This is a genomic window from Paenibacillus turpanensis (assembly GCF_011421635.1).
Taxonomy (GTDB): domain Bacteria; phylum Bacillota; class Bacilli; order Paenibacillales; family YIM-B00363; genus Paenibacillus_AK; species Paenibacillus_AK turpanensis.
The window spans coordinates 13,520-30,377 of the sequence record NZ_WTLI01000002.1; the positions used below are offsets into that span (position 1 = coordinate 13,520).

A 16,858-nucleotide genomic window follows, 5' to 3' on the forward strand; every position below is an offset into this window, starting at 1 on the left:
CATGCTTTGACTTCCGGTTATGGTGTACGGTTCACTTGAAAACCAGCCTTAGAAGCGCGGCCGTTCATCTCTGAGCAACCATGCTGGCGGTTTTCTTATTTCTTATCATCAACGACCTCGTAATCCGCGTCAACAACATTGTCTTTGGCCTTGGAGCCGGACTCTCCGCCCGCTGCGTCGCCGCCCTGTGCCTGCTGCTCTTGAGCAGCCTGCTCGTATAGCTTCACGGAAAGCTGCTGAACGATTTGCGAAAGCTCTTCGGTCGCCTTGTTGATCGCATCAAGATCGGTGCCTTCAAGCGCCTTCTTGAGCTCTTCCTTCGCGCTGTTCGCTTTGTCGATTTCCCCTTGGTCTACCTTGTCGCCAAGATCCTTGATCGTCTTCTCAACGGTATATACCAGCTGATCGCCCTGGTTTTTCGCTTCAACCAGCTCTTTGCGCTTGCGATCTTCTTCAGCATGAGACTCCGCTTCCTTCATCATGCGGTCGATTTCCTCATCGGACAAACCACTGGAAGAGGTAATCGTAATCTTCTGGCTCTTGCCTGTACCTTTATCCAACGCAGAAACGTTTACGATACCGTTCGCATCAAGGTCGAAAGAAACCTCGATTTGCGGAATACCGCGCGGCGCCGGTGGAATGTCGCTCAGGATAAAGCGGCCCAGCGTCTTGTTATCCGCTGCCATCGCGCGCTCACCCTGCAGCACGTGAATTTCTACGCTCGTTTGGTTGTCGGCATAAGTCGAGAATACCTGCGACTTGCTTGTCGGGATCGTCGTGTTGCGCTCGATCATCTTTGTGAACACGCCGCCTGCTGTTTCGATACCGAGGGAGAGCGGAGTTACGTCAAGCAGAACGACGTCCTTCACATCCCCCGTAAGAACGCCCGCTTGAATTGCTGCGCCGAGCGCAACCACTTCATCCGGGTTCACGCCCTTATGAGGCTCTTTGCCGATCAGCTTTTTGATCGCTTCTTGAACCGCCGGAATCCGTGTGGAACCGCCGACAAGAACAACTTTATCGATTTCGCTGCTGGAAAGACCTGCGTCCTTCAGCGCTTGGCGAGTCGGGCCAAGTGTACGCTCTACCAGGTCAGCGGAAATTTCTTCGAATTTTGCACGGGTTAGGTTGACTTCCATATGCTGCGGCACGCCGTCCACAACAGTAATAAACGGAAGCGAGATCGTCGTTGTTAATACGCCGGAGAGCTCTTTCTTCGCTTTTTCCGCTGCATCCTTCAAGCGCTGCACGGCTGCACGATCCTTGGAAAGGTCTACGCCCTGCTCCTTCTTAAATTCCGCCACTAAATAATCGATGATCACTTGGTCAAAATCGTCGCCGCCGAGACGGTTGTCGCCGCTCGTCGCTTTTACTTCGAAAATGCCGTCGCCGAGCTCCAGAATGGAAACGTCGAACGTACCGCCGCCAAGGTCATAAACGAGGATGGTTTGGTTTTCTTCCTGCTTGTCGAGACCGTATGCAAGCGCAGCTGCCGTCGGCTCGTTGACGATCCGAAGAACCTCAAGACCGGCGATTTTGCCCGCGTCTTTCGTTGCTTGACGCTGTGCGTCGTTGAAATACGCTGGAACAGTAATAACCGCTTGCGTTACCGAAGTGCCGAGGTATGCTTCCGCGTCGGACTTCAGCTTTTGCAGGATCATTGCCGAAATTTCTTGTGGAGTATAGGCTTCTTCGCCGATTTGCTCCTTGTGGTTCGTACCCATGTAACGCTTGATTGAAATTACGGTGCGGTCAGGGTTCGTGATCGCTTGGCGTTTTGCCGTTTCACCGACAATCCGCTCGCCGTCCTTCTTAAAGCCGACGACCGAAGGGGTCGTACGGTTGCCTTCCGCGTTAGGGATAACGACGGCTTCTCCGCCTTCCATAACCGCTACGCAGGAGTTTGTCGTACCAAGGTCAATCCCGATTACTTTACTCATGTTAACGTTACCCTCCTTAAGGATGAACACAAATTTTCACAGATGTAATATATTTTACAATTCCAATGCGGTTACCCGCTGACTTTCACCATGGCCGGGCGAATAACTTTATCTTTAAGCATGTAGCCCTTTTGAAGCTCTTCAACGACGGTGCCCGCCTCATGCTCATCGGTTTCAACGGTCATGACGGCCTGATGCACCTCCGGATTAAACGGCTGGCCGATCGATTCGATCGCCTTGACGCCTTCATTATCCAAGAGCTGCTCCATCTGCCGGAAGATCATTTCAATGCCTTTCAGCAAGGAATCGGTATCTCCGCCGTTCTTCGAAACGGTAACCGCCCGCTCAAAGTTGTCGACGACAGGAAGCAGCTGCTCAATCAGCTTTTGGGAGGCGTATTTCGCGAAGTCCTCTTTCTCCTGGCGCGTGCGGCGGCGGAAGTTATCAAAATCCGCCTGTGTGCGCAGGTAACGCTGGTAGTTCTCATCGGCCTGCTGCTGCAGACGCTTGATTTCTTGCTGCTCCGGGGACTCAGTTCCCGCCTCGACAGTTTCAGCCCGAGCTTCTCCGGATACGGACGAATCGACGGCTTCCGCCTCATTCGTTTGTTCCATAGAATCGATAACCTGCTCCTCTTGAGCAGCTTCTTGGGTAGGTTCGTCGGTCTGTCCGTATGTACGGCCTTGATCTGCCGCTTGCATGTAAGACTTGATTTTGTGCTGACGCAACCTCATTCACCTCCTTATATAAATACATTTCGTTATATCTCAGTTATTTCCAACTTCTTGCCCGGCCAACGGATTCATTATTCCGTTTCGTTCACGTTCACGGAATGTCCCTTCATCTTGACGACGGTATGGATGCGCAATACCGCCGAAGCGATTTCCGTGGCGGCCTGAAGAGCATGCCGCTTCACCTCGGCCGGGTCGATGACGCCGCGTTCTACACAGTTCATAAGGGCGCCTGTGTCGCAATCTACGGCGATTTCGTCGGATTGCTCCGCAAGCTGGGCGGAACGCGCTTCCTCTACCTTCTCCAGAGGATTAAAGCCCGCGTTCGTCACGATTTGCGCCATCGGCTTGCGAAGCGCATGCACCACGGCTTCGGCTCCGAAGGCCTCCATGCCGGTTTGCTGCGCGCGGAACCGCTCGACGTCGGCCGCGAGCGCCAGCTCCAGCGCGCCGCCGCCCGGCACGTAGCCGCCGCGTACGGCGGCCTGCACCGCCGAAGCGGCGTCGCGGGCGATGCGCGCGAGCTCAGCGCCGACCTCGCGGGTGCTGGCGCCGATGACGACGCTGACGAAGCGGCCGTGACCGGCGGCGCCGGCGAGGCGCACCCGCTCGAGCTTGTCGTCATACGACAAGCTCTCGGCGGTGCCGAGCGCCTTCGCGAGCGCGGCCGGCGGCTTGCGCAGCGCCGTCTTCTTCAGCGGCAGCGCGCCCGTCGCCTCGCAGAGCCGCTGCAGCTCCTTGCGCAGCACGCGCGTCAGCAGCAGGATGCCGTGGTCGGCGCAAAACTGCTCCGCCTCGGGATCCGCCCCGCGGTCGAGCGCGACCAGCCCGACGCCAAGCTCCTGCAGCTTCGCAAGATCGCTGCGGAACTGCTCTCGCTGCTCCAGGTGCAGCCGGAACCCGGCCTCGGTGGCCAGCGCCTCCTCGCCATGCGATTCCGGCTCCAGCGCATCGGCCAGTACCAGCACGCGGCGTCCTGTAGGCTCACGCACCCACGCGTGCCCGGGCAGCTTATGCCCGAGCAGCAGGCCGGGCCACACCTCGCTCGCCGCCTTTTCCTTGGCGGCGACGCAATCGGCAAAGACGAAGCCGTCGTCGCTCAGCCGCTCGCGGCCAAGCTGCGCCGCGCCCTCCAGCACGAGGGCGGCGATATCGTCGCGCTCGCGCCCGGCGACGCGGGCAATCTGCCGCAGCACCGGATCGCCGAGGTCGGCGATCGTGCGCGTCCTGCTGCGCAGGCTCTCCTGCGCAGCGCGGATCGCTTCGCCCATGCCGGCGACCACCTTCGCGGCAGGCACGCCGCGCGTGACGAGCGCCGCGCCTTCGGCGACGAGCGCCCCGGCAATGACCGTCGCCGTCGTCGTGCCGTCGCCGATCGCCTCCTGCTGCGAGCGGGCGACCTCGACGAGCAGCCTTGCCGCCGGGTGCGACACTTCCATTTTCTCCAATATTGTAACGCCGTCGTTCGTAATGATCACTTCGCCGCGCGGACCGACCAGCATCGTATCGAGCCCCTTCGGACCGAGCGTGCCTTCCACTGCGGAGCAGATCGCGCGGATCGCCCCCGCGTTGTTCAGCAGCGTCGAATAGCGTTCATCCGCTTCGCCTTGCCCCTTCGCTTGGCTCATCATTGCCTATCCTTTCCAACGGCTTTATTTATACCAGCGTTCAAACCGCTTCGTCAAATCCTTGGAAAAATAATCGATCAGCGCCATCACCTTGGCATAATCCATTCGGGTCGGCCCGAGTATCCCGAGCGTCCCGAAATTTTTTCCGTCGACCGAATAGGTCGCCGTGATCAAGCTGCAGGAATTGACGGCCTCCACCATGTTTTCGGTGCCGATTCTTACCCGAAGCCCCGTTTCCGAGGTAGATATCAAATCGATCACGCGGCGCTGCTCTTCGAGCAGATCCAGGATCGTTTTAACTTTATCCACGTCCTTGAATTCCGGCTGCGTCAAAATATTCGTCGTCCCGCCTAAAAACACGCGGTCCACCTCACCGCCTTGAAGGGCGCTCTCTACCATCGCCATGAGCTCTTCATAGCGGGAGACATAGCGGGAAATTTCGCTGCCGATCTCATTGTACAGCTTTGAGCGCAGCTGATAAAGCGGCACGCCGGTCAACTTGGCGTTCAAAATATTCACGACCTTCTCTACATCGCTAGGCGCAATGCCTTCCGGAAGAGTGACCGTTTTGTTCTCGACATGACCTGTGCTTGTCACCAGAATGGCGACCGCTTTCGAATCGTTCAGCGGTATAAATTGAATATGCTTGAGCGAGGTATGAAACACCTCGGGCCCCAGCACAATGGATGTATAATTCGTTAAATTGGACAGCGTCGTTGCCGTAAGCTGCGCCACCTGCTCAATCTGATTGATCCGTTCAGCGAAAAAGCTCTTGATCAGCGTACGCTCATCCTCGGTAACCTTGTTCACCTGAACCAAATGGTCCACATAATAACGATACCCTTTATGCGACGGCACGCGGCCTGCGGAAGTATGCGGCTGCTCCAAAAAGCCGAGCTCCTCCAAATCCGACATTTCGTTGCGGATCGTAGCCGGACTGTAAGTCACATCCTCGCGTTTGGAAATGGTGCGCGAACCGACGGGCTCGGCAGATCGGATGTAGTCTTCCACAATGATGCTTAAAATTTGTCGTTGGCGTTCGGATAACACGGCTACTCCTCCTTTGTCTGCCTTCGCTGTCATTAGCACTCCGTTTAGAGGAGTGCTAAACTACTCTAAAAATACCAAAACGACTGGCCTGATGTCAAGTCAGGTCCAGCCGTTTCGCAGGAATCGGAGCATCCGATTTATATTCGTTTGAGCACCGCAATTTCATCGCAGCAGTGCTGCTTTTTGCAGTGAATACAATCTCTCCAAACCTTCTCTGGAAAAATCTCTTTATTCACTACTTCAAACCCGTTTCGTTCAAAAAAGGCGACCTCATAAGTGAGAGCCATCACCTTCGGAATTCCCTGCCGCTTGGCCTCTTCCATCAGAGCCTTTACGATCATCGACCCGATGCCTTTTCCTTTGTAGCCGTCAATGATACCTAGCGAGCGGATTTCTACCAAATCAGGACCTAGACGCGTTAACGCTCCGCAGCCTACGCGGGCACCGTCGTATTCGGCGATAAAAAAAGTGTCAAGCTGCTGCTGCAGTGTTTCCCTGGACCGGGGCAGCATGATGCTCGTTTGTGCATATCCGTTTATAAGTTCCACCAGAAAATCCAGGTCCGTTTCTTCGGCCTTCCGGCATTGTCTTGTTGTCATCATGTTCCCACCGCCCGGTCAATTGATACGAATAAATATACAACAGGGTGTATATTTTCGCAACAACTATTTTAGCCGAGAAACGCTGCAAATACATCGTTTCCGTACAGCAGACCGCGCGGAGTTAACCGATAGCCTTCAGGCGACTTTTGGATTAGCTCCTGCTGGAGTAAACGCTCAAGCACCGGCGCAAAAACCGATTCGAACGAACAATCAAACTGCCTCTCAAAATCCGCCTCGCAGACGCCTTCAAGCAGCCTCAGACCCACCATCATAAAGTCCTCCATCGCTTCCTCGCGGGAAATGTCGAACTGCTCCAAAACCGGCAGTCCCTGCTTCGTCGCGTCGATGTAGGGCTGAATCCCCTTTATGTTGACGTGCCGCTGCCTTTCGATATACCCGTGAGCACCGGCGCCCAGCCCGTAATACGCCCGGTTTTTCCAGTACATCGAATTGTGGCGGCTTTCAAAGCCAGGCTTGGCGAAATTGCTAATCTCGTAATGTTGATAACCTGCGTCGATCAGACGGCCCATAATGTGCTGGTACATCTCCAGCTCCGCATCCTCGTCCGGAAGCGGCAGCTTGCCCTTCTGGTACAAGCTGTGAAACAGCGTATTTTCTTCGACCTTGAGGCTGTACAGCGAATAGTGCGGAAGCTCGAGACCAAGCGCGGCGGTCACGCTGTCCCGCACCTGCTCGACCGTCTGCTTCGGCAGCCCGAACATCAGGTCGATCGATAAATTGGAAAAGCCCGCTTTCCGGGCATTTTCCAAGCTCTGATAGACCTCGTCGGTCGAATGGATGCGGCCGATCGCATGCAATAAGCCGTTGTCGAACGACTGCACGCCGAACGAGATCCGGTTTACGCCGCCCTCTTTCATCGCATGGAGCTTCTCCAGATCGGTTGTCCCCGGGTTCGCTTCCATCGAAAATTCCAAGTCATTCGCCTTATTCGGAAAATACGTATGCACCGTATGCAAGAAATACGACATTTGCTCCGGCGTCAGCACCGTCGGCGTGCCCCCGCCGACGAAAATCGTTTCAACCGTTTCCGGCGGATGCTGCTTCACCGTCAGCTCCATCTCCCGCTCCAGCGCCTCCAGGTAAGCCATGACCGGCTGTCCTTCCAGCGCGTAGGAGTTGAAATCGCAGTAATGGCATTTGTGCGTACAAAACGGAATATGAATGTACACCGCCGACGCCTGCTGCTGGCGGTATGCTGCTTCGCTAGCTTTAGTCTTCGTCAATTTTCAGCACCGCCATGAACGCTTCCTGCGGCACCTCAACGTTGCCGACCTGCTTCATGCGCTTCTTGCCTTCTTTTTGCTTCTCCAGGAGCTTCCGTTTCCGCGAAATGTCGCCGCCGTAACACTTGGCAAGAACGTTTTTGCGCATCGCTTTAACCGTTTCACGCGCCACGATCTTTTGACCGACCGCTGCCTGGATCGGCACCTCGAACATTTGCTGCGGGATGAGCTCCTTCAGCTTTTCACAGAGAATGCGGCCGCGGTTGTACGCCGATTCCCGGTGAACGATAAAGGACAAGGCATCCACCTTTTCCCCGTTGAGCAAAATGTCCATTTTCACAAGGTTCGAGCGCTTGTAGCCGGAAAGCTCATAATCGAAGGACGCATACCCCTTCGTCCGTGATTTCAGCTGATCGAAGAAGTCATAGACGATCTCCGACAGCGGAATGTTGTACTTCAGCGTAACGCGGTTCGTATCGAGGTACTGCATATCGACGAATTCGCCGCGCTTGTTTTGGCATAGGTCCATAATCGCTCCGACAAAATCATTCGGCACGATAACTGACGCCTTTACAAACGGCTCCTCGATATATTCGATCTTTTGCTGCTCCGGCATTTTATCCGGGTTGTCGATATCGATCGTCTCGCCGCTCGTCATCGTCACGCGGAAAATAACGCTCGGCGCCGTCGTGATCAGCGGAATATTAAATTCGCGCTCAATGCGCTCCTGAATAATTTCCATATGCAGCATACCGAGGAAGCCGCAGCGGAAGCCGAAGCCAAGCGCCTGCGATGTTTCCGGCTCGTAGCGCAGCGACGCGTCGTTCAGCTCAAGCTTCTCGAGCGCCTCGCGCAGATCGTCGTAATCGCTCGATTCAATCGGATACAGTCCGCAGAATACCATCGGATTAATGCGGCGGTAGCCCGGCAGCGCTTCGGCCGTTTGGCGCTTCGCATCCGTAATCGTATCGCCGACGCGGGTATCCTTCACGTTCTTGATACCCGCTACGATAAAGCCGACATCGCCGGCCTGCAGCTCGTCTACGATGGTCATTCTCGGCTTGAACGCGCCGACCTCGATAACCTCGTATTCCTTTTGCGTCGCCATGAAACGAATTTTTGTACCCGACTTTACCGAGCCGTCGATAACACGGACATATACAATTACACCCTTATAAGGGTCATAGTGCGAATCAAAGATGAGCGCCTTCAAAGGCTCATCGTCCGAGCCCGATGGAGACGGGATCTTTTGCACGACCTGCTCCAAAATTTCTTTAATGCCGATGCCCTGCTTCGCGGAAGCCAAAACCGCATCGCTGGCGTCGAGACCGATCACGTCCTCGACTTCCTTCTTCACCCGCTCCGGCTCTGCGCTCGGCAAATCGATCTTGTTGATAACCGGAACGATCTCCAGGTTATTATCGAGCGCTAGGTACACGTTCGCCAGCGTCTGCGCTTCAATGCCCTGCGCGGCATCGACAACAAGCAGCGCGCCTTCGCAGGCCGCCAAGCTGCGCGAAACCTCGTACGTAAAGTCGACGTGTCCCGGTGTATCGATCAGGTTAAGCACATACTCTTCCCCGTCGTCCGCCTTGTAGGTCAGACGAACGGCCTGCAGCTTAATCGTAATGCCCCGCTCGCGTTCAAGATCCATTTGGTCGAGCACCTGAGCCTGCATTTCACGGGAAGTCAGTGCCCCAGTATATTCTAAAATACGGTCGGCCAAGGTCGATTTGCCATGGTCGATGTGAGCGATAATGCAGAAATTGCGAATTTTACTTTGACGTTTGTTTGCGTCTGTCATTGAAAACCTCACCACTTCACGATTTAAATACGTTTCATTATATCAAATATGAAGCGGCCCCATCAATGACCCGTTATCTGGGCCCACCAAATGCCTACTGCACGCGGTGCACCCCTGCCGCTTTTAATGCGCTTCCGATCAGCCTGATCGGCACCATCGTACGCTTCACCACGCCATTCTGGTAATACACGGTAAACTCCATCCCGGTCAACCCATCCTTGATGCCGGTATCGTGCTCCAGCCATGCAGGATCGTGCAGGTCCCCGCCGAAGCGAATCGCAGATCCCGATGACGGAGCGAGCTCCGTTTCCGCATTGATTGACGAGCCGTCACGCGCCTCCGCAGCCAGCTTCGCCGTCAGTCGCTGCACCGGAGCCTCCGAGGTTAGCGCCTGCAGCACCAGCACTTCACCGCTGTAAAAGTCTCTAGGCGGCGATGCGGTTTCGTGTCCGGCTTTTTCATGAATCGCCAGCCACTGCGGCGTATGCAGCACGTCGGCCCACAACGTCAGTTCTTTGGCTTGCATTCGTTTCGTTATGGCGGATACCGCCAAGCCGTCCGACACCGTCAGCGTCACCTCGTACTCTCCAATCACGCTAAAATGCTCCTTTGCATTCCAGCTGTTATGCGCCGTTGTCCGCCCACCCTTTGGATCAACAATGGTCCATTCCGCCGTAAGCGGATCGCCATCCGGGTCCGTCGAGAGATTGATAAGCGTGACGCGGTCCCCTTCCCAAACCGATTCCGGACTCCACGTAAATTCTGCGATCGGTCCCCGGTTAATCATGAACCACGTCTGCGGCGAAAATTCCGACCACACCATCCCGTCATGGACGCGGACTCGTACCCTGAGCTTTTGCCGCACCGGAAGATCTACATCCGGGACAAAAATCATTTCCGCGGCCGTTGTTCTTTGCATGCGCTGGCCCGAGGTGTAAACGAGCCTTGTATTGTCCTCATTCGAGATTTCAAGCTCATAAGCGGCAAACTCTGTCAGCCCGTCCGGGTCGGTTTGGTTCCATCGCAAGGCTGGCCTTAGCTCCGTGAAAAGCGTTGGGTTACCCGCCGAGCCATCCGGCGATTGCATAAACGCAGTTGGCGGTCGGTTCGTCACCATCCAGCCGACATTGGACCACGCCGACCAATCACGACCGTCGCTTACCCGAACCTGCACTTGATACTTTTGCCCCAGCTGAAGGGAAGACGTCATTTGCCATGTCCAGTTTGCCGCAATGGTTCCCATATCCTGAATGCCGGAATCTTGAATCGTAACACCGTTCAGATCCTTGACGACGGCTTGGAATTGAGCAAAAACCGTCTCCGGATCAGGGTCGGTTTGCGACCACATGATTTCCGGCCTTAAGGAATTTACATAGGTTGGATCGTTAATGGCTCCGCTTGGAAACGTGAGTATGGCAGTAGGCGGTGCATTAAGCACCGGAATCGTTACATGGATGGACTGCTCGTACCATTCGGACCACGCTCCGTACTCATCCATAACCGCTTTGAAAACGGTATATGTACCTGCTTCCGCAGGCCTACGGAGCTGCCCTGTGAACGACTGACCACTTGGTGTTATGTACATATACTTTCGCTGAATAATACCTTGCGTTGCTCCATAGTTGATGCCGGTTGGCTCCATTGAATATATGGCGCTGGAAAGCCAGCGATCCGGATCATAGCTTGTATCATTCCAGCGGATCGTGTGATCTGCATTTTCCGTTAAAGTAAACCTGGCAATGGGTCTGCGGTGGATCGTAACGTTCTGCCAGAACACATCCGAGACTTTGCTGTAGGAATTGAACCGTGTATCTCCCCCAGTTGGATCATCCTGTACCTGATAACCGAAACGGAAAATCCCTACCTTATCCATAATCGGGTTTGGAGTTTGAACGGTTTGATTATGGTAGGCTGACAATCCGTAATACCCATCATCCTGCGGCAAGAACTTTTCAGGGTTCGTATGCAGGTACGTCCATTTGGTTCCTTCTGGTTTCATCGGATCGTTTTCTAAATCGCTGTAGTTCGTGATGTAATCAAATGTCGTTCCTACAATAGCTGTATTTTGTACATAGCTGTCATTGCTTGTCGTTGCTATAAGCAAGAAGTCTTTGAACAACGTATGTTTCAGCTCGGAATAAGGACCGAATTTTCCGGTTGTAAACTCATTGTCATTGCCAGTGACAACAGGAACACCGTCTACATATCCGGTAAACCTGCCCTCATTGATTTTGATTTTTACATCACGGTATTTACGGTAGCCGAAATTATAATCACTTTCCGCTAAAACTGTCCTTTGGTTATTCACGATTTTTACGAGCCTTGCTTTCTTCGTGGAAAGCTCAAAACGGTACATATTTTGGTTGTCCTGCATTCGGAAGCTGATCCCTGTTGTCTGCATCGATGTGAACGGTTCGTAATTGAATTTAAGCTTCATTTGCAGCGTCCCGTTCGAAGCCGTTAACTGATCATGATAAAGCTGGCCGAATGTCGCTGCATTTGCGGTTAACGAATCATACTGGCCCTCTAGAGTAGTAACAGTTACCGAATAATCATCATCGTCTGAATCGTCTGATCGAGTAATTCTGAATTGTCCATCCGATGAAAGGATTGCGCTATCTAGTCCCGCTAAAAAGTAATTACTACCGGGAATGCTCTGGATCATATTCCCTTCCAAATCAAACGTAAATACTTGGTATTTCCCTGTAACAACCATAATCTTATTGTCAGCAGTGAGAGTCGCGTCGATCCCTTCTGAATATCCGAAGTAATTATACGTTCGTGCATCCTCAAAAGTGTGTGTATAGAACTGATTTGTTTCACTGTTATAAATTAAAAGCTCAAATCCAAAAATATATTCTTCATCTTCATCGTGTTCAATGATTGCCTTGGTGGTAGATTTCGTAAATACCAATGTATCCCCGTTCTTTCCAACATACCCTAGATGCCCACGGTAAGCTGGGAATATGTTATGTACTAATGCACCTGTTGTATTGTCAATTACCTTGAATGAAGACATGTCTCTCCATATTAAATACTTGTTATTTGAAGAAACATGATGCAATGAACCAATAAAACTAGTTGTCATCCATATATCTAGTCTTTGACTTGAAGTTAGAACAGGTGAATCAAAAATCATAGCTCCTTGCGAAGTATACTTTTGCAACCGGCAGTTTTCATAATTGTTGTTTGCATAATCCGAGTAACAATAAACGTTAAATGTGTTTCCTTCCCTATCAGTTTGGTATGGAGTAGAAACGGTGTTTCGGGTATAAGAAGTCCCATCCTCTCTGTCGACGCGCACCCAAGTATAGGGAATCGTCCCTGTATTGGGATCAGCCTTTGCAGGCGGATTTTTCCACCCTGTCGGTGCAGGATTTGGTGCCCAATCATTTCGATACCCCGAATAATGAGTGTAGCTTTGCAGCGGCTGAGCGGTAAAATTAGCATTTTCTGTAGAACGTTGAATGTCTGATATCCTATATAACTTATTTGCCCAATTTTTATAGTAATACAAGCCTTCGACCCGTTCTACGTAATCGTATGTCCATGCCAGATCGTTTTCATAATCAATATCTTTCCATATGGAATCGTAAATAACGATCGGCTTTCCGCGTGTGGGGGCGTCTAATTTAACAAATCCTCCCCTTGTTGAGAATAGGTTTGGCGTTACCATTTCATAAAGACGGGAGCAACCATTATCTACGTTATTAGTGCAATACCAATACAGATTACTTTTCGTTTGATTGGTTAAGTCAACCGCTCGAAAGCTGGAAATACCATTATCATAGGTCTGCAAGGCTTCTTCTTGAGCGTTGTAGATATAATCTTTATTGGCTGCGGCCTGTCTCGGGCTGGTTGATTTCCACTCCGCACTTGTGAGCATTTCATTTGCCGTAAACTTTCGGGTTTCAATCGTTGGCGGCGTATACGTTAGGCCACGGATATAAAAATCCGCATAAGGTGCATCGTTGATAATTTCATACGGAAACCGTTTGTACCCTGTTTTCCCCCAATCTTCTTTCAGGAAAATATCGACTGCAAATTTACCTACATGAGTTGGAGTAAGTACAAATTCGTTGTTGGCATCCAATGTAATAGGATGGCTAGTTTCATCATCGAAGCTGCCGTTATTGTTGGAGTCAAAGCGAAGCGTTAGCGTATGTTCTACAATGCTGTCACCGTCAGGGCTAAAGGAAGTATCTTTGAACGTAAACTCTCTTGCCCTTAAGCCTAACGTATTGTATTCCAGCCTCGGCTCAGGCGGCAGATCAGGCATAACCGTTAACGTATGAGAGGCTGGGGCTAATGATTTCAAGCCAGCGCTGTCTATAACGTCTAGCTTGATTGTTTCTTGCCCAGGCGTTGTGTAAACGGTTTGTTTATTTTGCCATAGGTAATTTACAATGGTTCTGCCTGCCGGACTGTAGCTGTTCCTGCCGTGAATTTCTTGTGTAAACGGCCGATTCTCTATAACAGTGCTAGGAGCTGAAATGATCGGTACGGGATTTGGCGGCACGACGTCGAGTGATACCGTTCGTTCCGTCTTGTTTCCGCAGACGTCCATGGCCGATACTTTTATTTTGTGTGAGCCAAGCTCAGTTGCTTTCCAGCGGATAAAATGCCCATCTGGTTCATGTTCCCACAAGTCGTATTCTTCTGCGTAAAACTTGATCCACGAGCTGCTTGAACCCGCGAAATCCCATGTCATGATAAACGGGTCTCCGTCCGGATCGTATGGATATTCTTTAGTTCCCTCCTCTAACGCTGGTTTGGAATAGTTTCTTAACCACACCTCCATATTTAAAGCTATTTGCTGCTTAGGCTCCCACGAGCTTCGATCTCCCCATGCAAACCAACCTGCCTGAAACTGCGGTGCAGAATTGGAAGATGTACAGCTAGCGGGGGCTATGATCGTAAATGTCTTCGGCCCTGCTGTCGCTTTGCCTCCACAGGTGGAGGTTACTTCCATCGTAACGGTTACCATTCCGGTTGTAATAAAGGCGGGCGATGGCGCAAAAGTTGCAATTTGCTCGGTAAATAAGCCCGATGATTTTTTAGTAATGCTGTTCCCGTTTTGGGATATGGTATAGCTTATTTCCTTTATTGCGCAGCCACTGCCTCCGGTAACACCAGTATTTTGTGGCATGATCCAATTGGAGTCGCCGATTTCAATTTGCGGGTATTGGAATTTGAAATCCGCAGTTACTTTCTCCGGCCCGTTGTCTGGCGGTTCGTCGGCACAGGAGGTCTTGAAATCAAAAGAAAGTTCTTTTGTATTGTTGGCCTTGCTGGCTTCTGTAGTAAGCGCTCCGCCGGAATCGAGGATAACGGTGAATTTTTTTGTGCCTGCAGCCCCTGTTGGCTGCGTGAACGTTTCGGTTATCCTTTGTCCTTGGGTCATTCCGGCATAGGTGTATGTTTTTATGATTGATCCGTTATATTTTACTTGGATATTGAATGATTTTTCGAACGCGGTCCCACTGTTTTCAAAAGTAAGTTTATAGCTTGCGATTACATTTTCCGCTAAGCAAGAAGCTTCTGGAACTAATCCCACTATTCCGAGATCAGGAGGCAAATTCGGTGGTGCATCTTTGTAGGTTATTCTTAGCCTGTTTGGATGCTCGTAGGTTTCACCGATGATATCGAAAGAGAAACTACCGAAATAAACCATAAGTCTAGCCCCAGGAGCAGGTAAATGTTTTATTGCTGTGTTTGAATTATAAGAAATATCATCATATCTTGGGTATGAATTAAAAGTTTGCTGATACTTCAACAAAAAAGTTGATGTATTATCTGACGAAATCTGCGAGATTACCGGATTACTAATGGGATTATTTGAACGGTCGTCTTCACTTACTCCAAATGTTCCTTCTGGTCCGGGTACCGGGACATTAGGATTAACATTAACTCGACTAAAATCTTTAACCTTAACTACAGTTGATGGGACTTCTCTGCCATCACTTAATGTGTAAGCAATAGTACGGTTTACTTGGAAATTTACTGTCGCTGTACACCCCGGAAACTTAGGCATAGAAACACCGTCAATTAGTTCAGTTTCAGAACTTTCACAACGTTTCGGGTCTGTAGGAAGACCTTCATTAGCAAACCAGCTTTTATCTGAACTTGTATTACTATAACGATACCAAGCAAAATAAGTAGGTGCATTAGAATTTCCTTCTGACTTAACTACTCTTGCATTACCATTGCTAGTGTATGTACCCGACCAAGATGCTTCTCCAACCGCATCTTGAATTGTTCCAACAACAACTTCTTGTCCATCGATTCCCTTAACAGCTTCTACTTTATCGATTATTTTTTTGTCTTTTGTAATAGAAACTGATATTGAAGTTATTTGACTATTAGCTGAATAATATACACCATATCCTGCCGATGCTGAATCACCATAAGTTAAACTCACAAACTCTGTTATAGGATTAGAATCAGAAGCAGAAGCTAAGTTTCCCCAATATGGAGATAAAAAATTCATAAAAATTGATAGCAGACATAGAAGCGATATTTTCCTCATTAGCTTCTTGAGCAATTACTAACACCTACCATTCAACATTAGGAACTCGAACAGTAACAATATTTTGCGAATAATTACTATTTGGTGGTATCGCCGCAGCAGCTAAAGCAATTGATATTGTTGAAGATGTTTTTAAATTTTCTTTTGGGATAATCCATGTACTCTTATTTGGATCACCAAGCCCAACTCTAGCGATTGAATTTAACTTTTTTTGCTCACGCATAGAAAGTCCATCTGGTCTTTGAATTCCTAAAAATGTTGCACTCACAAGATTCCCATATTTAGAATTATCTTTGTTATACAAAAGTTCTGTTTCTAAAATCACAATGTAAGATTTTGGGTAATCCTTAACAAAAGGACGATATTCTTTATCCATCCCATTATCCCACCGTAAATTGCTCAAATCCCCCAACATATACCGATTTGGATCATTCGGATCTTCCATATCAATAGCTACAACCCGCTTAATCCTAGCCCCGTATAACCCATCCGGCGTTTCGATCGTCATTTTTTTGACATCCCAAGGTTTAAATTGAGGCCCACCAAAATACTCCGGAATCACCGTAAAAATATTCGTCCTCTTCAACGCCAGCTCCGCATTTCCAACCGCATACTTATCCACATCAAGTGTCTCGCCCATATTCACCTTCAAAATGCGTTCGATCACCGTAACCGCTTGGGCACGGGTACTTAACCCCTCCGGTGCCAGCTCGCCTCGATCCAGCCCTCGAATCAAACCTTTTTTCGCTGCGTTGTACATAAAGCTATCGTCATCCATAGTCACAGCAGGATCATCGAATTGCCGATCCGTAGCCCTCACCGCAATACGAGCCATTTCTATACGGCTTAATGGCTCATCCATCTTGTCCACACCAAAATCGTGATCACGATGAAACCCTGCAGCCACAGCAGCGTCGACGTATTGGCTATACCAAGCCGAACCCCCTGTTGTTGCAGTCCGTTTTGTTTTCGTAGCCTCCACGACCATTTTCAAAAATTGCGCCTTCGTCACCTGTGCATCCGGTTGAAAGGAGCCATCGGGAAAGCCGGAGACATAGCCTTCTTGAACCGCATGATCGAGCATCCCCTGCAGGCTCACCCAGTGATTTGCCGTATCCGTAAAGCTCAGCTTCTGTTGAACTTGAGCGCTAGCCGGCACCTGAGCCGACGTTCCTACGAGCAATACAGCCAAAGCAGTCATAAGCTTGCAGACCGACTCTTTTGAAAATGTAAGTTTGTCCATGAACATTCGTCCTCTCATCTAAAAGCTAGTAGAAAAATAGAATTCACAGCTATAAAAAAACGCCTGCAACCAATAAGGCTACAGGCG

At 50.6% G+C, this 16,858-nt stretch carries 9 protein-coding genes; all 9 read right to left on the bottom strand.

The annotated features are described in order from the left end of the window. Positions 1-95: 95 nt before the first annotated feature. On the bottom strand, positions 96-1,940 hold the full coding sequence (dnaK, locus tag GQS10_RS01735; RefSeq protein ID WP_166238388.1) for a molecular chaperone DnaK: 1,845 nt from the start codon (positions 1,938-1,940) through the stop codon (positions 96-98). 71 nt (positions 1,941-2,011) lie between these two features. Continuing rightward, positions 2,012-2,668, bottom strand: a complete 657-nt coding sequence (gene grpE / locus GQS10_RS01740; protein WP_243734890.1) for a nucleotide exchange factor GrpE — start codon at positions 2,666-2,668, stop codon at positions 2,012-2,014. A gap of 77 nt (positions 2,669-2,745) precedes the next feature. Beyond that, the gene (locus tag GQS10_RS01745) at positions 2,746-4,299 is read right to left on the bottom strand and encodes a TCP-1/cpn60 chaperonin family protein (RefSeq protein ID WP_166238390.1); all 1,554 of its coding nucleotides are present in this window, start codon (positions 4,297-4,299) and stop codon (positions 2,746-2,748) included. 24 nt (positions 4,300-4,323) lie between these two features. Continuing rightward, a complete protein-coding gene (hrcA, locus tag GQS10_RS01750) occupies positions 4,324-5,349 on the bottom strand; it encodes a heat-inducible transcriptional repressor HrcA (protein WP_166238392.1) in 1,026 nt (341 codons plus the stop codon). Positions 5,350-5,486: 137 nt separating this feature from the next. Beyond that, positions 5,487-5,951, bottom strand: coding sequence for an N-acetyltransferase (locus GQS10_RS01755; protein ID WP_166238394.1), 465 nt, complete (start codon positions 5,949-5,951; stop codon positions 5,487-5,489). A gap of 68 nt (positions 5,952-6,019) precedes the next feature. Continuing rightward, entirely contained in the window at positions 6,020-7,195 is a 1,176-nt protein-coding gene (gene hemW / locus GQS10_RS01760; RefSeq protein WP_166238396.1) for a radical SAM family heme chaperone HemW, read from the bottom strand. After that, positions 7,182-8,999: a translation elongation factor 4 gene (gene lepA / locus GQS10_RS01765; protein ID WP_166238398.1), complete on the bottom strand. Its 1,818-nt coding sequence runs from the start codon at positions 8,997-8,999 to the stop codon at positions 7,182-7,184. Before lepA ends, hemW begins: the two co-directional genes overlap by 14 nt. Before the next feature lie 94 nt (positions 9,000-9,093). Then, entirely contained in the window at positions 9,094-15,489 is a 6,396-nt protein-coding gene (locus GQS10_RS01770; protein WP_166238400.1) for a CARDB domain-containing protein, read from the bottom strand. Positions 15,490-15,553: 64 nt separating this feature from the next. After that, positions 15,554-16,771, bottom strand: a complete 1,218-nt coding sequence (locus GQS10_RS01775) for an S-layer homology domain-containing protein (protein WP_166238402.1) — start codon at positions 16,769-16,771, stop codon at positions 15,554-15,556. Positions 16,772-16,858: the final 87 nt, after the last annotated feature.